Annotated in this window: 22 protein-coding genes and 1 pseudogene; 14 read left to right on the top strand and 9 right to left on the bottom strand. The window is 66.3% G+C overall.

The window, feature by feature from the left end:
* Positions 1-43 precede the first annotated feature (43 nt).
* The 5 genes from AC1DIP_RS09190 to AC1DIP_RS09170 all read left to right on the top strand — a co-directional run bounded on the left by AC1DIP_RS09190 (position 44) and on the right by AC1DIP_RS09170 (position 5,691).
* Positions 44-2,104 carry a PTS mannitol transporter subunit IICBA gene (locus tag AC1DIP_RS09190; RefSeq protein WP_477733548.1) on the top strand — a complete coding sequence of 687 codons (2,061 nt, stop codon included), beginning with the start codon at positions 44-46 and terminating at the stop codon, positions 2,102-2,104.
* Positions 2,104-3,267, top strand: coding sequence for a mannitol-1-phosphate 5-dehydrogenase (locus AC1DIP_RS09185; protein ID WP_477733547.1), 1,164 nt, complete (start codon positions 2,104-2,106; stop codon positions 3,265-3,267). The genes AC1DIP_RS09190 and AC1DIP_RS09185 overlap by 1 nt, the downstream gene beginning before the upstream one ends.
* Before the next feature lie 147 nt (positions 3,268-3,414).
* Complete coding sequence (locus AC1DIP_RS09180; protein WP_477733546.1) at positions 3,415-3,936, top strand: N-acetyltransferase family protein; 522 nt, start codon at positions 3,415-3,417, stop codon at positions 3,934-3,936.
* Between the two features lie 41 nt (positions 3,937-3,977).
* A complete protein-coding gene (locus tag AC1DIP_RS09175) occupies positions 3,978-4,418 on the top strand; it encodes a MarR family transcriptional regulator (protein WP_476207962.1) in 441 nt (146 codons plus the stop codon).
* Between the two features lie 46 nt (positions 4,419-4,464).
* Positions 4,465-5,691, top strand: coding sequence for an MFS transporter (locus AC1DIP_RS09170; RefSeq protein ID WP_477733545.1), 1,227 nt, complete (start codon positions 4,465-4,467; stop codon positions 5,689-5,691).
* A gap of 111 nt (positions 5,692-5,802) precedes the next feature.
* Here the strand turns inward: AC1DIP_RS09170 and AC1DIP_RS09165 are convergent, their stop codons facing one another.
* From AC1DIP_RS09165 to rraA, 3 genes are all read right to left on the bottom strand, one after another.
* A complete protein-coding gene (locus tag AC1DIP_RS09165; RefSeq protein WP_476207959.1) occupies positions 5,803-7,245 on the bottom strand; it encodes a sugar porter family MFS transporter in 1,443 nt (480 codons plus the stop codon).
* Between the two features lie 224 nt (positions 7,246-7,469).
* On the bottom strand, positions 7,470-9,134 hold the full coding sequence (locus AC1DIP_RS09160) for an MDR family MFS transporter (protein ID WP_477733544.1): 1,665 nt from the start codon (positions 9,132-9,134) through the stop codon (positions 7,470-7,472).
* 121 nt (positions 9,135-9,255) lie between these two features.
* A complete protein-coding gene (gene rraA, locus AC1DIP_RS09155; protein WP_476207955.1) occupies positions 9,256-9,753 on the bottom strand; it encodes a ribonuclease E activity regulator RraA in 498 nt (165 codons plus the stop codon).
* Between the two features lie 119 nt (positions 9,754-9,872).
* Here rraA and AC1DIP_RS09150 point away from each other — a divergent pair, with 119 nt between their 5' ends.
* The 5 genes from AC1DIP_RS09150 (at position 9,873) to AC1DIP_RS09130 (ending at position 15,010) form a co-directional block, all read left to right on the top strand.
* Positions 9,873-11,159 (top strand): MFS transporter, encoded by a 1,287-nt coding sequence (locus AC1DIP_RS09150; protein ID WP_477733543.1) that lies wholly within the window; start codon positions 9,873-9,875, stop codon positions 11,157-11,159.
* A gap of 137 nt (positions 11,160-11,296) precedes the next feature.
* Complete coding sequence (locus AC1DIP_RS09145; RefSeq protein ID WP_477733542.1) at positions 11,297-11,905, top strand: TetR/AcrR family transcriptional regulator; 609 nt, start codon at positions 11,297-11,299, stop codon at positions 11,903-11,905.
* Between the two features lie 289 nt (positions 11,906-12,194).
* On the top strand, positions 12,195-13,394 hold the full coding sequence (locus AC1DIP_RS09140; RefSeq protein ID WP_477733541.1) for an NAD(P)-dependent malic enzyme: 1,200 nt from the start codon (positions 12,195-12,197) through the stop codon (positions 13,392-13,394).
* A gap of 93 nt (positions 13,395-13,487) precedes the next feature.
* On the top strand, positions 13,488-13,991 hold the full coding sequence (locus AC1DIP_RS09135) for a DUF456 domain-containing protein (RefSeq protein WP_477733540.1): 504 nt from the start codon (positions 13,488-13,490) through the stop codon (positions 13,989-13,991).
* 41 nt (positions 13,992-14,032) lie between these two features.
* Complete coding sequence (locus AC1DIP_RS09130; RefSeq protein WP_477733539.1) at positions 14,033-15,010, top strand: hypothetical protein; 978 nt, start codon at positions 14,033-14,035, stop codon at positions 15,008-15,010.
* 18 nt (positions 15,011-15,028) lie between these two features.
* Here AC1DIP_RS09130 and AC1DIP_RS09125 read toward each other — a convergent pair whose 3' ends face one another.
* A complete protein-coding gene (locus tag AC1DIP_RS09125) occupies positions 15,029-15,670 on the bottom strand; it encodes a LysE family translocator (protein ID WP_477733538.1) in 642 nt (213 codons plus the stop codon).
* A 106-nt stretch (positions 15,671-15,776) separates the two neighbouring features.
* On the opposite strand from AC1DIP_RS09125, the gene AC1DIP_RS09120 reads away from it, so the two are divergent.
* Entirely contained in the window at positions 15,777-16,232 is a 456-nt protein-coding gene (locus AC1DIP_RS09120) for an Lrp/AsnC family transcriptional regulator (protein WP_141158962.1), read from the top strand.
* A gap of 7 nt (positions 16,233-16,239) precedes the next feature.
* On the opposite strand, the gene AC1DIP_RS09115 is transcribed toward AC1DIP_RS09120, so the two are convergent.
* Both AC1DIP_RS09115 and AC1DIP_RS09110 read right to left on the bottom strand, forming a co-directional pair.
* Positions 16,240-16,887, bottom strand: coding sequence for a hypothetical protein (locus tag AC1DIP_RS09115; protein WP_477733537.1), 648 nt, complete (start codon positions 16,885-16,887; stop codon positions 16,240-16,242).
* A 114-nt stretch (positions 16,888-17,001) separates the two neighbouring features.
* Positions 17,002-17,460: an Lrp/AsnC family transcriptional regulator gene (locus AC1DIP_RS09110; protein WP_477733652.1), complete on the bottom strand. Its 459-nt coding sequence runs from the start codon at positions 17,458-17,460 to the stop codon at positions 17,002-17,004.
* 332 nt (positions 17,461-17,792) lie between these two features.
* On the opposite strand from AC1DIP_RS09110, the gene gluQRS reads away from it, so the two are divergent.
* Together gluQRS and AC1DIP_RS09100 are read left to right on the top strand one after the other, a co-directional pair.
* Positions 17,793-18,692: a tRNA glutamyl-Q(34) synthetase GluQRS gene (gene gluQRS / locus AC1DIP_RS09105; RefSeq protein ID WP_477733536.1), complete on the top strand. Its 900-nt coding sequence runs from the start codon at positions 17,793-17,795 to the stop codon at positions 18,690-18,692.
* 9 nt (positions 18,693-18,701) lie between these two features.
* Positions 18,702-19,310, top strand: a complete 609-nt coding sequence (locus AC1DIP_RS09100; protein ID WP_477733535.1) for an HD domain-containing protein — start codon at positions 18,702-18,704, stop codon at positions 19,308-19,310.
* Here AC1DIP_RS09100 and AC1DIP_RS09095 read toward each other — a convergent pair.
* Together AC1DIP_RS09095 and AC1DIP_RS09090 are read right to left on the bottom strand one after the other, a co-directional pair.
* Complete coding sequence (locus AC1DIP_RS09095; protein ID WP_477733534.1) at positions 19,307-20,623, bottom strand: ATP-binding protein; 1,317 nt, start codon at positions 20,621-20,623, stop codon at positions 19,307-19,309. The genes AC1DIP_RS09100 and AC1DIP_RS09095 overlap by 4 nt on opposite strands.
* Positions 20,624-20,743: 120 nt before the next feature.
* A complete protein-coding gene (locus AC1DIP_RS09090) occupies positions 20,744-21,691 on the bottom strand; it encodes an L-lactate dehydrogenase (RefSeq protein WP_477733533.1) in 948 nt (315 codons plus the stop codon).
* Between the two features lie 90 nt (positions 21,692-21,781).
* On the opposite strand from AC1DIP_RS09090, the gene ggt reads away from it, so the two are divergent.
* On the top strand, positions 21,782-23,632 hold the full coding sequence (gene ggt / locus AC1DIP_RS09085; protein ID WP_477733532.1) for a gamma-glutamyltransferase: 1,851 nt from the start codon (positions 21,782-21,784) through the stop codon (positions 23,630-23,632).
* Positions 23,633-23,719: 87 nt separating this feature from the next.
* Here ggt and AC1DIP_RS09080 read toward each other — a convergent pair.
* Positions 23,720-24,169 (bottom strand): annotated as a pseudogene (locus tag AC1DIP_RS09080) (amino acid permease); the annotation flags it as partial.

Here is a 24,169-nt window from a genome sequence, read left to right as displayed (position 1 = left end):
GACCAATCCTGCGGAGCAGCAGGAATGACGGTTAGGAAATCACATGGCAACAGAGACAGTTGCAAAACCCCGCACCAGCGCGCGCGTGCACGTCCAAAAGTTCGGGACATTCCTGTCCGGCATGATCATGCCCAACATCGGGGCGTTCATCGCCTGGGGCATCATCACCGCCCTCTTCATCGAGAAGGGGTGGCTGCCCGTACCGCAGCTCGGTGGTTTCGGCGAGACCGGCGGGAAGCCGAACATCGGCCTGGTGGGCCCCATGATCACCTACCTCCTGCCGCTGCTGATCGGCTACACCGGCGGCAAGATGGTCTACGACGTCCGCGGCGGCGTGGTGGGGGCCATCGGCACCATGGGCGTGATCGTCGGTGCCGGCATCCCGATGTTCATCGGCGCCATGATCATGGGCCCGCTGGGCGGATGGACCATGAAGAAGATCGATATGCTGTGGGACGGCAAGATCCGCCCCGGCTTCGAGATGCTGGTCAACAACTTCTCCGCGGGCATCTGGGGCGCCCTGTTGGCGCTGGTGGGGTTCTACGGCATTTCGCCGGTTGTCACCGCCTTTAGCGAGCAGGCGGGCAAGTTCGTTGAGTTCCTGGTGCAGAACGGCCTCCTGCCGCTGACCAGCATCTTCATTGAGCCGGCCAAGGTCCTGTTCCTCAATAACGCCATCAACCACGGCGTGCTCACCCCGCTGGGCGTCCAGCAGTCCCTGGAGCAGGGCAAGTCCATCCTGTTCCTGCTGGAAGCCAACCCCGGCCCCGGCCTGGGCCTCCTGCTGGCGTACGCGTTCTTCGGCCGCGGCGCCGCCAAGGCATCGGCCCCCGGCGCAGCCATCATCCAGTTCCTCGGCGGCATCCACGAGATCTACTTCCCGTATGTCCTGATGCGCCCGCTGCTGATCCTGGGCACCATCGCCGGCGGCATGACCGGCATCGCCACCCTCGCCGTCACCAACTCCGGCCTGGTGGCCCCGGCCGCCCCTGGCTCCATCTTCGCCGTGCTGGCCCAGACCTCCCGCGACAGCTATTTCGGCGTGGTCCTCTCCGTGGTGCTCGCGGCAGCCGTTTCCTTCCTGGTGTCCTCGGTCATCCTCAAGACCACCAAGCACAGCGATGAAGCGGACCTCGGGGACGCCACCTCCCGCATGGAGGCCATGAAGGGCAAGAAGAGCTCCGTTGCCTCAACCCTCACCGGAGCCGGCGCAGGAACTGCCGCCGGTGCGGCCGCCGGCCGCGGCGGGGTGGGTGTCCTGGCGGGCCCCGTGCGGAACGTCGTATTCGCGTGCGACGCCGGCATGGGCTCCAGCGCCATGGGCGCCTCGGTGCTTCGGAACAAGATCAAGGCTGCCGGCTTCCCGGACGTCAAGGTCACCAACGCCTCGATTGCCAACCTCACGGACACCTACGACGTCGTGGTCACCCACCAGGACCTCACCGAACGCGCCAAGCCGGCCACGTCCAGCGCCGTCCACTACTCCGTGGACAACTTCATGAGCAGCCCGCGCTATGACGAGATCGTCGAGCTGGTCCGCGAAAGCAACACCGAAGGCGAAAAGTCCGACGCCGGCACCACCCACGGTGCCCACGCCGCCGACGCCCCCGTGGACGCAGCGCCCGCTGCCGCGGGAGCAGCTGCAGCGGCCGGCGCATCCGCCAACGGAACCGGCGAGATCCTGGCCCGCGAGAGCGTGGTGCTGACCGGTAAGGCCACCACCCGCGACGCCGCCATCGACGAGGCCGGCCGGCTCCTGCTGGAGCGCGGTGCCGTGGACGAGGGCTACATTGCCGCCATGCACGAACGCGAGGAATCGGTGTCCACCTACATGGGCAGCTTCCTGGCCATCCCGCACGGCACCAACGCCGCCAAGGACCACATCCGCAAGTCCGCGGTGTCCGTCATCCGCTACCCGGAAGGCATCGACTGGAACGGCAAGGAGGTCAAGTTCGTGGTGGGCGTGGCAGGCATCAACAACGAGCACCTGCACATCCTGTCCTCCATCGCCAAGGTGTTCACCAACAAGGAGCAGGTGGCCCGGCTGGAGGCTGCCACGTCCGAGGATGAAGTCCTGGAGCTCTTCGGAAAGGTCAACGCATAGTGAAGGCAGTACATTTCGGTGCCGGCAACATCGGCCGCGGCTTCGTGGGCCTGCTCCTGCATGACGCAGGCTACGAGGTGGTGTTCGCGGACGTGGCAGAGGAACTCATCACCCGGCTCTCGCAGGCCGACAGCTACGCGGTGCACGAGGTGGGGGAGAACCCGGCCGTGCGCACTGTGGACAACTTCCGGGCGCTGAACTCCAACGCCCAGGAAGCTGAGCTGGTCCAGGAAATCTCGACGGCGGACATCGTCACCACGGCGGTGGGCCCGCACATCCTGAAGTTCGTGGCACCCGTGATCGCCAAGGGCATTGTTGCCAGGGAACCGGGCCTGGCGCCCCTGCAGGTGATGGCCTGCGAGAACGCCATCAACGCCACGGACATCCTGGCCAAGGAGGTGGCATCCCAGCCGGGAGTCACCGCAGCAGTCCTTGACGGGAAGGCTGTGTTCGCCAACACCGCCGTGGACCGGATCGTGCCGAACCAGGAGGCCGGGCAGGGCCTGGACGTGACCGTGGAAACCTTCTACGAGTGGGTCATCGACCGCACTGCCTTTGGCGACGCCGCACCGGTGATTCCGGGAGCCACCTTCGTGGATGACCTCTCGCCGTATATTGAGCGGAAGCTGTTCACCGTGAACACCGGGCATGCCTCTGCCGCTTACCTCGGCTTCGAAGCGGGCGTGGAGAAGATCTCGGACGCCATGGCGGACCAGGACGTGGCCGAGGACGTACGGGCGGTGCTGGAGGAAACCAAGCAGCTCCTGGTGGCCAAGCACGGGTTCAGCAACGACGAGCAGGAGGCCTACGTCCAGAAGATCCTGGTCCGGTTCTCCAACCCGTACCTGCCGGACACCGTGAACCGGGTGGGCCGTGCGCCGCTGCGGAAGCTGAGCCGGCATGAACGGTTCATCGGCCCCGCTGCGGAACTGGCAGAACGCGGCGTGGTGCCGGAGGCGCTGCTGGGTGCCATTGCCGCCGCACTGCGTTTCACCGATCCTGCGGATGCCGAGGCCACCGAACTGGCAGCCATCCTGGGCTCGGAAAGTCCGGCGGAGGCCACGGAGAAGATCACCGGGCTCGGGAAGGACCATCCTCTGTTCAGCGCCGTTGCCACCCTGGTGGAGGAGCGGCAGGCGGAGCTGGCCCGCACCCCGGCCTGACACACCCCGGCACGCGCCATCACTTCCTGCATCCCCTGACGGAACGCCCCATCAGGTCCTGCAGGATTTCCGGCAATGCGCCATCAGCACGACGCCGGCACTCACGCGAGTGCCGGCGTCGTTCGCTTCCTGTGCCAAGCTGGGCGGGTGATCCCTGCTGACGATGCCGCTCCTGTTCTGTCCGCCGCCGATATCGACGGCGGAACGTTCCGCCTCCGCCACGCCACCCTGGCCGATCTGCCCGCCGTGGTGCGCCTGCTCGCCGATGACGCCCTGGGCGCCGGCCGCGAAACCACGCAGGACATGAAGCCCTACGAGAACGCCTTCGCCGCGATCGATGCCGACCCCGCCCACCTCCTGATCGTTGGCGAGCTGGTACCGCACGGGGAAGCTGCAGGCGCGGTGGTGGCCACATTCCAACTGAGCTTCCTCCCCGGCATCTCACGGAAGGGTGCCTGGCGCTCGCAGCTCGAGGGCGTCCGGGTAGACGCGTCCCTCCGCAGCCAGGGGCTCGGGAAGCTGATGGTGGGCTGGGCCATCGCGGAGTCCCGGAGGCGCGGCTGCAACCTGATGCAGTTGACAACGCATCAGAGCCGCACGGCCGCGCACCGGTTTTACGAACAGCTGGGCTTCGAGGCCAGCCACGTCGGGATGAAGTTGACGCTCTAGGCCTTGACTGTTAGGTACCCTAAATGTTAGGCTACCTAACGATGAATGAAATAGATCCCCAGCTGGAGGAACTCGCCAGCGGGTTCCGCGAAGCCCTCCGACACAGCGTTTACTTGGTCCGCCGCCTCGACGCAGACGGCGAACTCAGTGCCGCCCAGCTCAGCACACTCAAGATGCTGCTCGGCGAAGGCCAGCGCGTCGGCGAGATCGCCCGGAACCTCGGTGTCCGCGTGCCCAGCGCCACCGAGCAGATCATCAAGCTTGAACGCGCAGGCCTTGCACGCCGCGAACCGGACCCGGCGGACTCCCGCGCCGTCCGGGTGATCCTCACCCCCGAAGGCCGCGCCGCCGTCGACGGCGCGAACAAGCGCCGCAACCAAGTGATGGCCGACATCCTCAGCGGCCTCACCGACCAGGACCGCAAAGCATTGGCGGAGGCCCTGCCGGTGATCGACAAAATCAATGCATCACTCCAGAACTGAACCACCGAACCATACTGAAACAGCCACGAACTTAGGAGTACCCTCCATGGACGGCCAGCTCGCAGAAACCCTGCCGGCACCAGAATCCACCCTGCAGGCCGAAAAGGCCTCGTTCCTGAAGCAGCCCAAGGCAGTCTGGGCCACCGCCCTCGCCGCGGTGTTCGCTTTCATGGGGATCGGGCTGGTGGACCCCATCCTCCCGGCAATCGCCACCAACCTGAATGCCAGCCCCAGCCAGGTATCGCTGCTCTTCACCAGCTACTTCCTGGTCACCGCACTCGCCATGCTGATCACCGGGTTTGTCTCCTCCAGGATCGGCGGCAAGAAGACCCTGCTGATCGGCCTGGCCGTCATCGTCGTCTTCTCCTCGCTGTCCGGCCTGTCCGGGAGCGTGGGTGAATTGGTGGGCTTCCGCGCCGGCTGGGGCCTGGGCAACGCCCTGTTCGTGGCCACCGCCCTCGCCGTGATCGTGGGCGTGGCCAGCGGCGGCGCCGGCACCGCCATCATCCTCTACGAAGCCGCCCTGGGCCTGGGCATCTCCCTGGGCCCGCTCCTGGGAGCCCTCCTGGGCGGCTGGCAGTGGCGCGCACCGTTCTTCGGCACCGCCGTCCTGATGGCTGCCGCCTTCATCGCCCTGATCGCCCTGCTGCCCAAAACGCCGCTGCCCGAACGCAAGGTGCGGCTGCGCGATCCGCTGCTGGCACTGGGCCACAAGGGCCTGCGGACGACGGCGGCAAGCGGCTTGTTCTACAACTACGGCTTCTTCACCATCCTGGCTTTCACCCCCTTCATCCTGGGCATGAACGCCTACGGCATCGGCGGCGTGTTCTTCGGCTGGGGCGTAGCCGTGGCGGTGTTCTCCGTCTTCGTGGCCCCGCCGCTGCAGGCCCGCTTCGGCGCGGTCAAGGTCCTGACGGGCACGCTGTTCCTGCTCATGCTGGACCTGGCCGGGCTGGGACTGGCTGCCGGGCACTCGGTTCCTGCCGTCGTCGTGCTGGTGATCGTTGCCGGTGCCCTGCTGGGCGTCAACAACACCATCTACACCGAACTGGCCATGGGCGTCTCCGATTCGCCCCGGCCCGTGGCATCCTCCGGCTACAACTTCGTCCGCTGGATGGGCGGCGCCCTGGCCCCGTTCGCGGCGGCCCAGCTCGGTGAACACTTCGGCCCGCAGGTGCCGTTCTTCGCCGGCGCTGTGGCCATGGTGATTGCCATCCTGATCGCATTCGGCGGCCGGGCCTACCTGTCCTCGCACGAACCGCACGTCGTGTAAACATCCGGACAACAAACAAACCCTTCATCACGCCAGGTGATGGAGGGTTTGTTGTTTTACGGCGAAAGCTGATCGGGCGTCCCCGGAAAGGCCGCCGGATGTGATCGGGCGTTACTTGGCTTTCGCTGAACCCTTCGGCACGAACAGCGTCTCAGCCTGCTCCAGGGACATGCCGTTGGTCTCGGGCACCTTGAACATGACGAAGAAGAAGGACGCGGCAGCGAACAGGGCGTACATGGCGTACGTCAGCGGCAGGGACGCCGAGGCCATGACCGGGAAGCTGAGGGTGATCGCGAAGTTGGCCACCCACTGCGCCGCCGCAGCCAGGCCCAGCGCGCGGGCGCGGATCCGGGACGGGAAGATCTCGCCCAGGAGCACCCATACCAGCGGACCCCAGGAGGCGCCGAAGCTGACGACGAAGATGTTGGCGGCCACGAGGGCAACCGGACCCCAGGCGCCGGGGAGGCTGATGTCCTCGCCCGAGCCCGTGGCGGAGGAAAAGGCCAGGGCCATGGCGCCCAGGGACACGGCCATGCCCACGGAGCCGGCCAGCAGGATGGGCCTGCGGCCCACCCGGTCCACCAGCGCAATGGCCACCAGGGTGACCAGGATATTGGTGATGGACGTTGCCACCGAGATGGCCAGGGAGTCCTTCTCCTGGAAGCCCACAGCCTTCCACAGGGTGGTGGAGTAGTAGAAGATCACGTTGATCCCCACGAACTGCTGCAGCACGGACAGGATGATGCCCACCCAGACCACTGCCTGCAGGCCAAGGGTCTTGCCGCGCAGCGATCCCTTCTGGCCGGCCACCTTGTCCTCCTCGATGGCTTCCTGGATGTCGCGGATGTGCCGGTCCGTGTCCTCAGCGGGTGCGATCGAGTCGAAGATCTTCCGGGCCTGCTCCTCCTTGCCCTGGAAGACCAGGAACCGCGGGGATTCGGGCAGGGTGAAGGCAACCCAGCCGTACACGACGGCCGGTACAGCAGCACCGAGGAACATCCACCGCCACGCCTCGATGCCCAGCCAGAAGGCCTGGTCCGCACCGCCTGCACTGGTGGCGAAGAGTGCGTCGGAGAGGAGTGCGGCAAAGATACCCGTGGTGATGGCAAGCTGCTGCAGGGATGCGAGGCGGCCGCGGACCTTTCGCGGCGAAATCTCGGAGATGTATGCCGGCGCGATCACGGACGCCAGGCCGATGCCCAGGCCGCCTACCAGGCGCCAGAACACCAGGTCCCACACGCCGAACGCGAACCCGGTACCGATGGCGCTGACCAGGAAGAGCAGTGCGCCCAGCTTCATGGCCGGGATGCGGCCGTAGCGGTCAGCCACCTTGCCGGCCAGGAAGGCTCCGGCGGCACAGCCCAGCAGGGCGATGGCCACGGCGAAGCCGGTCACTGCCTCGGACAGGGCAAATTCTTCCTTCATGGCGTCAACGGCCCCGTTGACCACGGACGAGTCGAAGCCGAACAGGAATCCGCCCACCGCCCCCGCAAGTGCCAGCCAGATCACCCGCCGCGGTATCCCGGTATTGGTCTGCTCCTGTGCAGTGGGCATGGTTCTCCCTGGGTTTGGGGGTTTATGGATGCGGTGCGGACGTCGTCGGCTGCGGTACCGGCCGGAACGGCCGGCGCACACGCGCTAAACAGTGTGGCACGTCACCGCCGCAGGTTCCACTTGGCAGGGGCTGCCCGGCCTTTAAGGAACGACGACGACGGCGGGCCGTGCCGCCGTCGTCGTCTCATCACACTGTCCTGCGCACCCGGGCAGGGTGTCCGGGGTCAGTGCGCCGGAATCTGCATGCTGTCGTCGTCCTGCGGGGACGCTTTCTGGTCCGTCAGCTTCTTGCGGGGAAGGGCGAAGCTGATGAGGAATGCCAGGCCCGTCAGGGCCGCGGCCGTCAGCATCACCGTGTCAATGGACGTGGCGAAGCCTTCGGTTATGGGCCTGGTGAGCGTGCTGTTGGCGGTGTGCAGCCAGCTGGTGTCATTCAGGGAGTCGTTGGACGCGCCGTTCTTGAAGAAGTCGTACAGCTTGGCGTTGGCCGGGTCCGATGCGACGGCGGGATCCTTCAGGACGGCCAGGTAGGCGGGGTCCGTGGTGGCGGCCTTCATGCCGTCGGCAATCCGGTTCGCGGCCAGGCTGAAGAGCATGGAGATGAACACGGCGGTTCCCACGGCGCCGCCCATGGACCGGAAGAACGCGGCCGAGGAGGTTCCCACGCCCATGTCCCGCGGCGGTACCGAGGTCTGCATGGCCAGGGTGAGCGGCTGCATGCAGAAGCCCAGGCCGACGCCGAAGAAGACCGCGATGAGGCCCGGCACCCAGAGCCCGGTGTCAACGCCAAGGGAGAAGCCCATCACCAGGGCGGCCGCGGTCAGGATGCCGGTACCCATGATGGGGAAGATGCGGAACGTTCCGGAGGCCGAGATGGTGCGGCCGGCGGTGATGGACCCGAACAGGATGCCCACCGTGAAGGTGATCATCATCAGGCCGGCTTCGGTGGGGGTGAGGCCCTTGACGAGCTGGAGGTACATGGGAAGCATCGCGATGGCCCCGAACATGCCGATGCCGATAATGAAGTTCAGCAGCGAGGACAGCCCGAACGTGACGTTGTGGAAGAGGCGAAGCGGGATCAGGGCGTAGTCGCCGGCACGCTTTTCCGCCAGCAGGAACCAGGCAATGCCCACCACGCCCAGGCCATAGCAGAGGAAGGAGTTCAGCGAGGTCCAGCCCCAGGTGCGGCCCTGTTCGGCCACCAGCAGGAGGGGAACGATGGCGACGGTGATCGCGGCTGCGCCCCAGTAGTCGATCTTCTGCTTGAGGTGCTTGGCGGGCAGGTGGAGGAACAGGAACACCACGGTCAGCGCCGCCAGCCCGATGGGCAGGTTGATGAAGAAGACCCACCGCCAGCCGTCGAAGCCCAGGATATTGGCGGAGCCGGCGAACGCGCCGCCCACCACCGGCCCCAGGACCGAGGAGATGCCGAACACGGACATGAAGTAGCCCTGGAACTTGGCGCGGTCCTTCAGGGACACGATGTCACCGATGATGGTCAGCGCCAGGGCCAGCAGGCCGCCTGCGCCCAGGCCCTGGATGCCGCGGGCCACAGCGAGCTCGGTCATCGAGTGCACGGACCCGGCGTAGAGGGAGCCCACCAGGAAGACGGCGATGGCGCTCAGGTACAGCGGCCGGCGCCCGAAGATGTCGCTCAGCTTGCCGTAGAGCGGCGTGCTGACGGTGGATGTGATCAGGTAGGCGGTGGTGGCCCACGCCTGCAGGGAAAGCCCGTCCAGGTCGTTGGCGATGGTGTAGATGGACGTGGAGACGATGGTCTGGTCAAGCGATGCCAGGAACATGCCCAGCATCAGGCCCACCATTACTGTGACCATCTGTCGTTGCGTCAGTGTTTCTCCGGCACGGGGCGCGGCAGGGGCTTTGGACATGGGTGCTCCAAGGAAAGAAAAGGATATAAGCAGCGATAGTTGCTTTCAGTAACTATCTTACCGGTTCTTTCTATTCCCTGTCCTTCGGATTTTCACGGCAAAAGTTTTTTCCCGCCTTTCTTCACGGCTCCACGAGGATGCCGTCCGGGTCGCACCAGACGGTGGCGCCGGGACGGAAGGTCACGCCGTCGATCACAACGTCCACATCCACCTCGCCGGCTCCCGCCTTCTGGCTCTTCCGGGGGTTGCTGCCGAGGGCCTTGACGCCAAGATCCAGTTCCGCGATGGCCAGCCGGTCGCGGATGGCGCCATTAATAACGACGCCGGCCCAGCCGTTGGCCACGGCGCTTTCGGCGATCATGTCCCCCATCAGGGCAGTGCCCAGCGAGCCGCCGCCGTCCACCACCAGGACCGCGCCGTTCCCCGGTGAGCCGAGCGTGGACTTCACCAGGGCGTTGTCCTGGTAGCAGCGGATGGTCCGGACCGGGCCGCTGAAATGCGAGCGGCCGCCCAGGGACTGGAACTGCAGCGAGACGGACGCCAGCCCGTCGCCGCGCTCATCGTAGAGATCGGCGGTGTTCACGTCCGGGGCGGATCCGGTTCCTGCTGGTGTGGTCACGTGGCTCTCCTCGCCTGGTGGTGGATTATGCACATGCGGCGCCTCGGGACAGGCGGCGCGATACCGCCCACGATAGTCTGAACCCACCGCCAACCGGCCGCACCAGGGGGAGTCACGCAATGAGTCTGTCCAACACTCCCGCGCCCTCGGAACCCCCCGCGGCACAGGAAAGCACCGCGGCGGCGCTCGCCGAGCCGGTGCAAAAAGTCACTGCCCGTTGGGTGACCGGCCTGGTGCTGGTGAACGTGGGCATCAACGCGGCATTTTTCGGGCCCATCAACGTGTTCATCGGCCAACAGGCCATCAGTATCGATGCACCCAGCAAGGAAGCCATCCTCTCGCTGGTCACGGCCTGCGGCGCAGCTGTATCCCTGGTGGCCAACCCCCTGTCCGGTGCGCTCTCGGACCGGACCACGTCGCGCTTCGGCCGCCGGGCCCCGTGGGTGCTTGCCGGGGCAGTGCTTGCCACGGCGGCGCTGGTGGCCATGTCCTTCTCGGGAGCCGTGGCGCTGATGGTCCTCTTCTGGTGCCTGGTGCAGTTGGGCGCAAATGCCGCCTATGCGGCGATCACCGCCGCGGTCCCGGACCGTGTCCCGGTGGTCCAGCGCGGGGGAGTGGGAGGCCTCGCGGCGATGGGCCAGACCCTTGGCATCCTCACCGGGGCGGTGTTCGGAGCCGTGGTCTCGGGGAACTTCCTGGTGGGCTATTGGCTTTGCGCCGGGGCCCTGCTGCTGTCCGTTCTGCCGTACCTGTTCCACCGCAACGACCCCGCACTGCCCAAGTCGGAACTGGAAGCTTTCCGCCCCCGGGTATTCTTCAGAGGCTTCTGGATCAGCCCGTTTATCTACCCGGACTTCGCCTGGGCCTGGCTTACCCGGTTCCTGGTCAATGTGGGCAACCAGCTGACCATCGTCTACCTGCTCTTCTTCCTGCGGGACATCATCCACTATGCGGATCCCGCCGCGGGAGTGCTGGTCCTGACAGGCATTTATGCCGTCATGGTGATGATCACCGCCGTGGTCGCCGGGCCCTGGAGCGACCGGGTGGGCCGGCGGAAGCCCTTCGTCATCGGGTCCTCCGCCACCATCGCGATGGCAGGTGCCATCATGGCGTTCTTTCCCGTGTGGCCCGGGGCGCTGGCCGGCGCCGCCGTCCTGGGCATTGGGTTTGGCGCCTACCTGGCCGTTGACTTCGCCCTGTTGACCCAGGTCCTGCCGTTCGCGGTCAGCCGCGGCAGGGACATGGGGGTCATCAACGTGGCGAACTCGCTTCCGCAGGTGGTGGCTCCCGGCCTGGCACTGCTGGCGGTCGCCTATGGGGGCGGCTACCGGACACTCTTCCTCACCGCAGCGGTCATCGGGCTGCTGGGCGCCGTCTTCGTGGTCAAGATCAAGGGCGTCGACTGACCCTGCGGCACCGGATAGTAAGGGTGGCTGACGAATTAGGGCACGGACCTGTGCCGTATAGTTGAACCGGCTGCAGGGCGGTACGGAAGTGGGGGCGCTCCTGGCCGCAGTCGCTAAAACACAACCCCGGAATGCTGATGCCCGAGACTTTTTCAGACCATCCGCCCATGGCCGCCAGGCCTTCCGCTCCGCGCCAGCGGCTCCGCTATGCGCGGATCCTCGATACCGCTGCAGGGTTCGCCCGGACCGGCCTCGACGCCGTGGAACTCTCCGAGGTCGCGGAAAAGGCGGACGTCCCGCTCGGCACGCTCTACCGGTACTTTCCCTCCCCAACGCACCTGATGCTCGCCTTGTACCGCCAGCAGCTGGATGAGCTGCAGGCAGGGTCCCGCGGCTTGTCCCCGCGCTTCCGCGGCCGGGCACTTTCAGGCCTGCTGATGGAGATCTTCCACATGCGCGTCATGCAGCCCGCCGTGGAGCAGTGCCTCAGCCGGGGCGTGTACCTCCCCGAGAAGGACACCACCGAACTGCTGCGCGAGATCGACGCGCTCAGTGAGAAGCTCGTGGCCGGAGCCTGCGGTGATGCCGTTGGAGCACGCGTCCTGCTTCTGACCGTCACTGGTCTGGTCCAGTCAGTGCGCAACCGCCGCCTATCGCTCTTCGAAGCCGAGGAGGACCTCAAAAAGGCGTGCGGCCGGCTGTCTCCCGCTGCCGGATCAGGGTTCACAGTGGGCAAAACCGCGTAACTGGTCTAGACCAAAATGGCATTAAATCCGCCATAATCACGTGATGCGGACCACAAAAGGCCCTGCGTAAACGCTTTAGCACGGATTTTTCGTGTCAAGGGTGGCCGGACCGCCCCCTTGGGACTGCCTACCATGGAGGCACAGGAGCGGCAGGGCGGAAACATCCCCGGCGTTCCCGCGGACCCGCCACCCCTGGGTTTCCTGTCGCACTACTTTTCCACGCTGGGCCCGCTTCCGGGCTCCAGTCCCATGTGCCGTGTGCCCACGGCAAGCACCAGGAGACAACGACGTGTCCATTGACGCCATCACCGCCACCGACAACTCAGCAGCCACTGCCCTGACCGAAGACGAGATCTTCGGCGCCCACCAGGGCGGCAAGCTGTCCGTCACCAGCACTGTTCCGCTGTCCAACAAGCGGGACCTGTCCATCGCCTACACGCCGGGTGTCGCCGAGGTCAGCCGCGCCATCCACGCCAAGCCCGAACTCGCCCGCACGCTGACCTGGGCGGAACGCCTGGTGGTCGTGGTCAGCGACGGTACCGCCGTCCTGGGCCTGGGCAACATCGGTGCCAGCGCCTCGCTTCCGGTGATGGAAGGCAAGTCCGCCCTCTTCAAGACCTTTGGCGACCTCGACTCCATCCCGCTGGTCCTCAACACCACCGACGTGGACGAGATCGTGGAGACCCTGGTCCGCCTGCGCCCCAGCTTCGGCGCCGTGAACCTCGAGGACATCTCGGCACCCCGCTGCTTCGAGCTTGAGGAAAAGCTCATCGAAGCCCTGGACTGCCCGGTCATGCACGACGACCAGCACGGCACCGCCGTGGTGGCCCTTGCCGCCCTCACGAACGCCGCGAAGGTGACCGGCCGCGGCCTCGAAGGGCTCAAAGTCGCGGTGTCGGGTGCAGGCGCGGCCGGAATTGCCGTTGCCGAAATCCTGCTCGCAGCGGGCATCACCGACGTGGTGCTGCTCGATTCCCGGGGTGTCATCAACAGCAACCGGGCCGACCTCGCCGCCAGCCCCGCTGGCAAGAAAGCCGACATCGCGGGCCGCAGCAACCCCCGCGGCATCTCCGGCGGACCCGCTGAGGCACTGGCCGGTGCCGACGTCTTCATTGGCGTCTCCTCCTCCAAGCTGGACGAGGCCCACCTGGCCACCATGAACAAGGACGCCATCGTGTTCGCACTGTCCAACCCGGACCCCGAAGTCCTGCCCGAGGTTGCTGTGAAGTACGCCGCCGTCGTGGCCACGGGCCGCAGTGATTTTCCGAACCAGATCAACAACGTCCTGGCGTTCCCCGGCATCTTCCGCGGTGCCCTCGACGCCGGCGCCCGCCGCATCACCCCTGCCATGAAGCTTGCGGCGGCACGCGCCATCGCCGAGCTCGCCGAAGAGGACCTCTCGGCCGACTACATCGTGCCCAGCCCGCTGGACCCCCGCGTGGCCCCGGCAGTCACTGCCGCGGTCGCCGCAGCGGTGGAAGCGGAGTAGGGCTTCCTTCCCTGGAAACCACGACGGCGGTGCCTCCTTTCCTGAAGGAGGCACCGCCGTCGGGCGTTAAGGCAGCGCCCTAGACTGGGCACCATGAGCTCCGAAACCGTGGTGACCATCCTGTGCGGCCTGGCGATCCTGGTGGGGGTAGCTGGCACCATCATTCCTGTCCTGCCCGGGAGCGTCCTGATCGGCGTAAGCCTGCTGGCGTGGGCCATCTGGGGGGGTGCCGGTGCGGCGGGCTGGGTGGTATTCGCGGTGGCCATGATTTTTGTGGCCGCAGGAATGACGGCGGGCGCCGTCCTCACCGGCCGGAAGCTGAAGCAGCACGCCATTCCCGGCCGCAGCATCGTGGTGGCTTTGGTGGCGGGTGTGGTGGGTATGTTCATCATCCCTGTGGTGGGGCTCTTTGCTGGCTTCGCCGCCGGGCTGCTGGCCAGCGAGTTCGTCCGCACCCGGAACCTTTCGGCCGCGTCGAGGTCCAGCTGGGCGGCCCTGAAGGCCACCGGCCTGGGAATGCTCGCCGAATTCGGGCTCGCCTGCCTGGCCGCCAGTACCTGGGTGATCGGGGTGTGGATAGCCGCGGCCGGGGCCTAGAGTCCCAGGCCGCCCCACCTTGTCGCGGCTAGCATGGAAGGATGAGCTCCGGGGAAACTGCGCCGATCTATTGGGACAGCCGCGACCTCACTCCCTTCGGCCAGCCACACCTGCGCACTCCGGTCCACGACCTTGCCGGCGGCGTGGGTGGCCTGCTGACCGGAGTCCTGGGCGGACGCAATCCTGCCCTGCTGTCCATCGACGGGGAGGTGCCCCGGCTCAAGCGGCTGATGCCCAAACCGGCCAAGGCGGTGCATGAGGCTGTCTTCACGAGCCGCGAACCGGAACGCCTGATCACCCTGGCGCGCGCCTATCCCGGCTGGGCCGGGCTCTGCTACCTGATGGCCGGACTGCTGATGTACAAGCATGGCGGCTACCTGCGGGCTTCTGAGCTCCTCCAGCGCGGGCTCACCACCAGGAACGACGACGAAGCGAACCGGTACTCCTCCACCTACCTCACCCGGATCGTCACCAGGATAGAACTGGCCGAGCGGGTGGAGATCCCCGTCCTGTTCAGTGAGGAATCGGTATTCCTGGCCCTCGCCCACTCGCTGCGGGAGACGGGCCGCACGGAAGCTGCACTCGATGCGCTCAGCGGGCTGCCGCCGTCGCTCCCGATGGCCCTGGCGCGCTGTTCCCTGGCCCTTGCGTTGGGTCGAAGCCGGACCGTCATCGACTGGACCGAGGGGCTGCTGAACGCGGACGATCTGTCCGCGGCCCTGCTGCTGGTCCGCGCCCGTGCCCTGCGCAGGGAGGGCCGGCTGGACGCCGCACACCAGGCGATCGCAGAGGTACTCCGCCGCCGCAAGACCCACCTGACGCTCCGCAATGATGCGTTGACGGACCGGGCGCTGCTGGTGCTGGAATCAAGCCGACGGACGCTGAACCCGCGCGATTGGGGCCGCCGGCGCCCCGACCCGGAACCGCAGCGTGAGCTTGAGGCGCCGGTACCCATCCGCAAGGACGAGGAGATGCGGCGGATCTGGGAGCAGGACTGGAAGGAACTGAACGGGGAATAGATGCCCCCGGACCCGGTGCTATGCCCGGCCGGCAAGGAGCGGCACCAGCTGCTCGCCGAGCAGTACGGCCGCCAGTGCCACCATGATGATGCCGCTGGCGAGGGTCACTGCCCGGGCGGCGCCGGGCCTGCTTTGCAGCAGGGTGCGTGAGAGCAGGGCCACCAAGGTGTAGACCACGCCCGCCAGGACAACGAAGGTCATGCCGAGCAGTCCGGATTGCACGGGCACAGGCAGGGAAGCATCCGCACTTATGAACTGCGGGATGAGCGCTACGTAGAAGAGCAGGCCCTTGGGGTTGATTCCGCTGGTGCCCATGCCCTGCAGGAAGGTGCGCAGCTGGGTGCCGGAGCCGCCGTCGGCATGGGCGCTGAAGGTGGCCCCCCGCCAGGACCGTAGGGTTCCCACCCCGAGCCACAGGAGGTAGCCGGCACCCGCCAGCGTGATCCAGCCCAGGACGCCGGGCATCCCGGCCAGCACTGCAGCGAGTCCTGCCACCAGCAGGACCGTGTGCAGGACATAGCCGCCGCAAAGCCCTGCCACCGCCGGAACGAAGCTGCGCTGCCTCAGTCCCGCCGCGATGGTGTAGGCCCAGTCCACTCCCGGCGTGCAGGCCAGGGCGGCGGCCACCACCAAAAAGGCCAGGAACAGCTGCGGATTCATGGTTTTCTCCTGTCGAAACGGTCTCAGGAGCAACCATAGGGAGAATCCGGCCAAAAGTGCTTTCCGGTTTTCGCCCGACCCACCGCCAATACGATATGTTTATTGCGTGATCGACAGCATCGACAGGAATATTTTGCGCCACCTTCAGGAAGATGGCAGGATGACGGCCACGGCGCTCGCTGCCAAGGTGGGACTGACGGTGGCACCATGCCACCGAAGGCTGCGGGAACTGGAACAGTCCGGAGTCATCCGCGGTTACAAAGCGGACGTCGACCCGGCTGCGGTGGGCCTGGGGTTCGAGGCGATCGTGTTTGTCACGCTCCGCCAAGTGGACAGGTCCACGATGGAGATCTTTGAGAACCGGGTAGCGGGGAACCCGAACATCATCGAGGCCCAGCGGCTGTTCGGCTCGCCGGACTACCTGCTGAAGATCATCGCCGAAGACCTGCCGGCCTACCAGCGTTTCTACGACACCGAGCTCACGTCCCTGCCCGGGGTGGAGCGGCTGACGTCAACGCTGGTCATGAAGAACCTGAAGTCCAACGCGGGGCCGCCGGTGTAGGAACGGCCTACGGCCTGCCCGTGGACGCGATGCCGGCCTCGGCGTCAGAGGTGTAGTACTTGTCGGCAAGCTGCACGGAGTAGACGAACGTCATCCGGCCGGTGTCGTGGTTGGAAAGAATCTCTGCGGAAAAGACAGTCCCCGTCTGGTTGCCCATCCCGGGAATCCACTGCTCCTTGCCGGAGCCGTCCTTAAAATCGGCGCCGATGGGCTCGGCGTCCCGGAGAATGACGAAGCCCAGTTCATCTGCGGCCCGCTTGATTTCCCGGTTCGCGTCCTGCGCGTCAGGGTAGTTGACGAAAATATCCACGTGATCCACCATGTTGTCCGCACCGGGCCGGATGCGGATGGTGTCTGTTGACATCTCAACCGCGCCGTTGGGGGTGGTCATGCTGACGTCAATCAGCTTGCCGGAGTCAGCCGCGACCAAGGCCCCGTCCGATCCCGCCGGAAGCCCCAGCGCAGACATCTCCATCGGCCGTTTGGTGAAATCGAAGAAGGCTTTCCCGCTGCTCTTGATGGCATCGATGCCCTTCGGGGTGAACTGGGAGTTGCCGTCAACCACGATGGGCGTTTTTTCCTGGGACGGCGCGAACGCGCAGCCGGACAACAGGAGCATGCTGCCCAGGAGTGCGGTGACCGGAAGGTGCCTCACGGAGTGCCTGCAGGTTCAGTCTCCGCGTCGTACAAGTTCCCCGCCATGGTTTCCCCCCAGTGAATTCGTCGGTGCCAGCCTAACCGGGCTGCCGCGCCCGGGCGATGGGGAGGGCTATCCTGCGAGCAATCCGGTGGTGCGGTACGGGATGACCTCGCGCAGGAACATGCTGGTGGATGTCCGAACGATGCCGGGGCAGAGGCGGATTTCTTCGGAGACGCGGTAGAGGTCGTCAGGGCTTTTGGCCACCACGCGGATGAGGAGATCGGTGTCCCCGGCCGGCGCGTGGCACTCCAGGACTTCGGGGATCCGGCGCAGTGCGTCGATGGCCTCGTTCAGGTGGCTCTGGTCCAGTTCGGCGCTCACAGCCGCCGCCACACCCCTGCCGAGGGCCGCCGGGAGGACGCGGCTGCTGTTGGGGCGCAGCGCCCCCGACGCCGACATCCGTTCCAGCCGTGACTGCACGGTGCCGCGGGCCAGGCCCAGCTTCTGTGCAAGCACCATGATCGGGACACGCGGATCGTCGTCCAGGGCGTTCAGGATGCGCCTGTCCGTGGCGTCCAGTTCCTGCAATCTGATCACTTCCTGCCTGCTTCATCGTCAGGATTTGATCAGAATGACTAATCCAAGTCCTGCTTGTTGTTCCAACTGTAGGTCGTCTGCTGAAATAGTGGCAACAAGGGCAAAAGCTACCGCTGGAACCCCGCAGGCTTACAGGTTTCCCGGCACACCACCCGGCGCCCTGGACACCGCTTCCCGCAAGGAGGCCGCCGCTGGATGAGGCTTGTTCACACCATGCTCACTCTGCAAACACGGCAAGAGCCCCTGAGCTACCGACGTAGCGGATTTTCCGCCGTCATCGGTAGCTGAGGGGCTCTTGTGTTATTCGGTCTAGGGTTGGTCTCATGACCCGTGCCGGCCGATTCGCCCCCAGCCCCTCCGGCGAACTGCATGTCGGGAACCTGCGCACCGCCATGCTCGCCTGGCTCTTCGCCCGCTCCACAGGCCGGGCCTTCCTGCTGCGGGTGGAAGACCTGGACCGTGCCCGCGCGGGGGCGGAAGCGGAGCAGTTGCGGGACCTGGCCGCCGTTGGCGTCACCTGGGACGGCGACGTGGTGAGGCAGACGGCCCGGGGTCCCCTCTACGCTGAAGCCATTGCCCGCCTCCAGGACGCAGGCCTGACGTACGAATGCTTCTGCACGCGCCGGGAGATCCAGGAGGCGGCGTCCGCGCCGCATGCCCCGCAGGGTGCCTACCCGGGAACCTGCCGAAACCTGGACCCCGCTGAGCTGGAATTCAAGCGCTCCAGCCGCCCCGCCGCCCTCCGGCTGCGGGCGGGGGCTGCGGAGTTCACCGTGACGGACGTCCTCCATGGCCGGTTCACGGGCGTGGTGGACGACTTTGTCCTGCGGCGCAACGATGGCGTCACGGCGTACAACCTCGCCGTGGTGGTAGACGATGCCGAGCAGGGCATCGACCAGGTGGTCCGCGGTGATGACCTGCTGCCGTCCACCCCGCGGCAGGCCTATCTCGCCTCCCTTCTGAATATTCCGACACCGGAATATGCGCATGTTCCGTTGGTGGTGAACCAGGATGGCGTCAGGCTGGCCAAACGCGACGGTGCCGTCACGCTGGCGGACCTGGCAGCGGCCGGCGTTAGTGCCGATGTGGTGCGGGACCATCTGCTCGACTCATTGGGGCTTCCTCCGGGGCCGCTCGAACGCGCCCTGGCCGAGTTTGATCCCGGGCTGCTGCCCCGGGAACCGTGGGTCTGGTCCGCCCCCGCCGCTCGGACAGCCCCGTAGTCTGGAGTCATGCCAGAATCCACGGAACACCGCGCCGCCAGCAGCTTCACGCCCGAGACAGCCCGTGTGCTTGCGGAGGTGGCGCACAACCGCCAGAAGGACAAGCTAAAGCGGCCCTACAAGGACCATGTGCTGGCGGTGGGGGACGCGCTGGCAGACTTCGACGACGACGTCCGGATCGCCGGGTACCTTCACGACATCGCCGAGGACACCCCGATGACCCGGCAGGCCCTGCTGGACATGGGGGTCTCCGAGCGGGCCGTCGACATCATTGAACGGGTCACCAACCGGCTGCACTCCAACCCTGATGACTACCTGTCCGGCATCCATGAGATCGCCCAGGACCATGATGCCGCCCTGGTCAAGATCGCCGACAACGCGCACAACTCACTGCCTGAGCGTGTCCAGGCATTGGCCGAAAAGTGGCCCGACAAGCCGCCCGTCACCAAATACCGGGACGCGCGGCCGGTGCTTTACGCAGCCGTTGACGTGGAGGAGATCCGCAAAATCCTGGCCCGCGTCAACCCCTGGCTGCTGGAGGAGTTCGACGAACAGTTGGACGAGGCGGATGACACCGATTACGAAAATCTCCGGTACGACGCCGCCCCCGGAGACTAGACCCGCCCGAGGGCCTCGATGTCCTCAAGGAAATCCGCCTGCACTTCGGCGCTCACGGTGGTCCTGGTGTCACCGATCGCATCCAGGTAGTCCCGGGTGGAAGGACCCTTCCGCACCGCCTCACGGACGGACACGTCGCCCCCCGAGGCCAGCCCGCCGTCGTCGTACACTGCCTTTTCCAGCGCCCGCTGTGACGCGCTCCGGGCGGCGTATTCGATGTCCGCCGGGGAAAAGCCCTCGGTGCGCTCCACCAGGAGTTCCACGTCCACGCCGTCCACCACGGTGGCGGGGATGAAGCGCTGCCACATGGCTTCGCGTGCCTGCCGGTCCGGCAAACCGATGGGGATAACGTAGTCGAACCGGCCGTGGCGCAGGAATGCAGAGTCCAGGGCGCGGATGAAGTTGGTGGCGCAGACCAGGAGCCTGCCCGGCTGTTCGCGGAATGCCGGGATGATCTTGAGCAGCTCGTTCGTCACGCCCTGCAGCGGCGACGGCGGGTCCCCGGCCCGCTGGGAGGCGATTTCCTCCACCTCGTCGATGAACACCACTGCATGCTCCAACTCAGCGATTTCGAGGAAGGTTTCGCGCAGTGCACCGGCCAGGCCTTGCGGATCGCCGGCCAGCCGGGAGGGGAAGACCTCCACGAACGGCCATTCGAGCCGGGAAGCGATGGCCTTGGCGAAGGTGGTCTTGCCGGTGCCCGGCGGGCCGAACAGGACGACGGCGCGCGGCGGCACCACGCCGAATTCGTCCGCGAGGTCCGCCTCGGCCAGTGGAAGCACCAGCCGGCGTTCGAGCAGTTCCTTCTCCTTGCGCATGCCGGCCACGTTTTCCCACAGGTCACGTGCCAGGACCCGGCCGCCGAGCTGGCCGAGGGCACCGAGCTCCTGGCGCTGGACCGGGATGGTGCGTTCGAAGTAGCGGAGGTTCTTCTTGAGCGCGAAACCGCGGCCCAGGAACGCCTCCACCCGGGTTTCGGATTCGGGCATGAGTGCCGAGAGCTTGTTCAGGCCGTGCGGCGCCATCCGGTTTTCGACGGCGGCCAGCAGCGAGGTGCCGATGCCTCGGCCCCGGTATTCGGGCAGGGTGGCGAGGAAGACAATCCAGCCCTGGTCGTGGGCGGCCCGTCCGACGGCGGCACCCACCACCTGCTCACCCAGCACCGCCACCACTGCATGGTCTTTTTCGCAGGAGGCGAGGACTTCGGACAGGGCGTAGACGGGCTCCACGTTGTTGGCCTTCAGGGTCTCCCACAAGTGCAGGATCCCGTCCAGGTCCGCCGAATGGAAATCCCTGATCCGCCAGTTGGTCATGCGTTACTCCTGAAGGTTCGTCGTTGAGCCAGTCCCGGTGGGCCAGCGTTTGGCACCTGGAAGTGAGCTTATGCGAAGCCGCCGCCCGGGAGGGTTGCGGAGGCGTTGCATGACGTCCGCTCAGAGGCCCAGCGCGTCCATCGTGTGCCGCAGAGTGTCCGCGGAGTGCCGCAGTGCTGCCAGCTCGTCGTCGTCCATGGGCGTCTCCAGGACCCGGTGCACGCCGCCGCGGCCCACCACGCTGGGCAGGGACAGCGCCACCCCCGAGATCCCGCAGAGCCCTGACAGGACCGTGGAAACGGGCAGGACGGCGTTGTCGTCGCGGAGTAGCGCCTCCACGATGCGGGCCCCGGAGAGGCCGATCGCGTAGTTCGTGGCCCCCTTGCCCGCGATGACCTTGTAAGCGGCCTGCACCACTTCCTTGGCAGCGCCGGTGAGGTATTCGGGCGTGAAGATCCGTTCGCCGCCAACTGTCCAGTCGCGGATCGGCACCGGGCCGATGGTGGCGCCGGACCACAGCGGGAATTCGGTGTCGCCGTGCTCGCCCACCATGCTGGCGTGGACGCTGGTGACGGAGACCCCTGCCCGGCGGGCCAGCAGCCAGCGCAGCCGGGACGTGTCCAGTACCGTTCCGGAGGAGAAGATCCGCTCCGGAGGCAGCCCGGAAATCTGCTGCGCGGCCACCGTCAGGACATCGCACGGGTTCGTCACCAGCACGTAGACAGCATCCGGTGCCCGCTCCAGCAGCGGAGGCATCAGCTGTTCAAGGATCCGCACATTGGTGCCGGCCAGGTCCAGCCGGCTCTGTCCGGGGTTCTGCTTGGCGCCGGCCGTGATGACCACGACGTCGGCGCCTTCCGTGACGGCGATGTCCCCGCCACCCGTGACGGTGGCCGACGCCGCGGCGAACTGGCTGCCATGGGCAAGATCCAGGGCTTCAGCTTCCGCCTTGGGGGCGTTGACATCGAACAGCGCGATGTTGCTGGCAGAACCTCGGATCAATGCCGCGTACGCCAGCGAAGTTCCGACGCTTCCAGCGCCCACCACCGCGAGCTTGGATCCTGCCATGGTGCACCTTCCCTTTCCGGGACCGTTGAGTGTGTCGTACCCGAAGAGTAGCGTGGCCCACATCACTCAAACCCCCATATAGGAGCCACCATGCCACATTTCGGACGCCGGCTCGCAGCTGTTACTGCCGCGCTGGCCATAAGCGTCACCACGGGGGCCGTCAGTCCCGCCGTTGCGACAAACCCGCATGAAGGCGACGAGCGCCACACCGAGAAGAACCCCACGGCCACCGGTTACGGCGGCGCCGTGAGTACCGTGGACCCGGAGGCGTCCGCGGCGGCCATCGATGTCCTCCGGCATGGCGGCAACGCCGTTGATGCCGCCGTCGCTGCGGCAGCCACCTTGGGGGTCACCGAGCCGTACAGCGCCGGAATCGGCGGTGGCGGCTACTTCGTCTACTACGACGCGAAGTCCGGAAAAGTCAGCACCATCGATGGGCGGGAGACGGCGCCGGCCAAGATCAAGAACGATGCGTTTATCGATCCGAAGACAAAGCAGCCCTACCCCTTCACGCCTGAGCTCGTCACCAGCGGTGTCTCGGTAGGTGTTCCGGGTACTCCCGCCACGTGGGAACGCGCGCTGGAGCGCTGGGGGAGCATCAGCCTGGGGGATGCGCTGGAACCGGCTATTGAAGTCGCAGAGGACGGCTTTGTCGTTGATGACACATTCCGCCAGCAGACGGCTGACAACCAGAAGCGCTTCGAAGCCTTCACCTCTACCAAAGACCTGTATTTGCACGATGGGAAGCTTCCGGAGGTGGGATCGGTCTTTCGGAACCCCGATCTCGCCGACACCTATCGGCTCCTGGCCGATGAGGGCATGAGCGCGTTCTATAGTGGGCCGCTGGCCAAAGAAATCGCCAAGACCGTACAGAACCCACCCAAGTCGAAGGACACCACCCTTCCAATCCCCAAGGGCTCCATGACCGTGAAGGACCTGGAGGACTATAAGGCCCTGGACCAGGACCCCACGCATGTGAACTATCGGGGCTATGACGTCTACGGCATGGCGCCGTCCAGCAGCGGCGGCACCACGGTAGGCGAATCGCTGAACATCCTGGACGTGTTCGACCTGCCGGCACTGAAGAAGGACCAGCCCGCAGTACTGCACCACTACCTTGAGGCCAGCGCGCTGGCTTTTGCGGACCGTGCCAAATACGTGGGGGACCCGGCGTTTGCGGATGTTCCCACCAAGGCCCTGACGGATCCCATCTTCGGCAAGGAACGCGCCTGCGAGCTGGACCCCGCGCATGCGGCGACCAAGCCGGTGCTGCCCGGTGACGTCAGCAACTACGACGGAACCTGCCCGATGAAACCAGCCGCTGCCGCGGACGAGAAGGACACCGAGAACATCTCCACCACCAACATGACCGTCTCGGACAAGTGGGGCAACGTTGTGGAGTACACGCTGACCATTGAACAGACCGGCGGCTCCGGTATGGTTGTTCCCGGCCGCGGGTTCCTGCTCAACAACGAGCTCACCGACTTCTCCACGGTCTACAGCGCCACGGATCCCAACCGGATCGAGCCGGGCAAGCGGCCGCGTTCGTCCATGTCACCCACCATCCTGTTGGAGGACGGCAAGCCGTTCCTGGCGCTGGGCTCACCGGGCGGCTCCACCATCATCACCACCGTCCTACAGACCATCGTTAACCGGATCGACCTGGGCATGAGTACCCCGGATGCCATTGCGGCCCCCCGTGCGTCCCAGCGGAACACCGAGAAGGTGACGGCAGAACCAGCGTTCATCGACAAGTACGGGCCGGCCCTGACATCCCGGTTCGGCCACATCCTGGCACCATCGGGTGACTCGTTCACCTCCGCCGCGGAAATCGGGGCAGCCACCGCCATCGAGTTCCTTGATGACGGTCGCACCCTGGCGGCGGCCGAGCCGGTAAGGCGCGGCGGCGGTTCAGCGTTGGTGGTCAAGCCGTCGAAGTGACGGCCGCGCACCGCCCTTAAACCCCGACGGCGGCGCCTGGGTTCCGGACTTCCAGAACCCAGGCGCCGCCGTCGGACGTTAAGGCAGCTACTTCTTGAAGGTGTCAGCCGCCGCGTTGGCCACCACCGGGGATGTTCCGGTGTAGCCGTCGCGGGTTTCGGCGATTTGGCGGATGCGGGTGCGGCAGGCGTACCAGCCGAGGACCATGAGGATGGAGGCGATGGCGGTGACGAGCATGGTCAGGGGTGAGTCGATGAAGACCATGATGAGGACGCCGATGAGGAAGAGCAGGGAGAGGTAGCCGGTGTAGGGGGCGCCGAACATGCGGAAGGAGGGGCGTTCGACCCAGCCTTTGTCGGCCCAGCGTTTGAGTTGGATTTGGCAGAGCACGATGGTGGCCCAGGTCATGATGATGCCGACGGAGGCGATGTTCAGGACGATTTCGAAGGCTTCGGCGGGGACGAGGTAGTTCAGCGGGACGCCGAGGAGGGAGACGGTGGCGGTGATGGCGATGCCGCCGTAGGGGACGCCTGCTTT

Source organism: Pseudarthrobacter sp. 05T312, from assembly GCF_056396685.1.
This window is presented reverse-complemented; position numbering and strand designations above follow the sequence as displayed.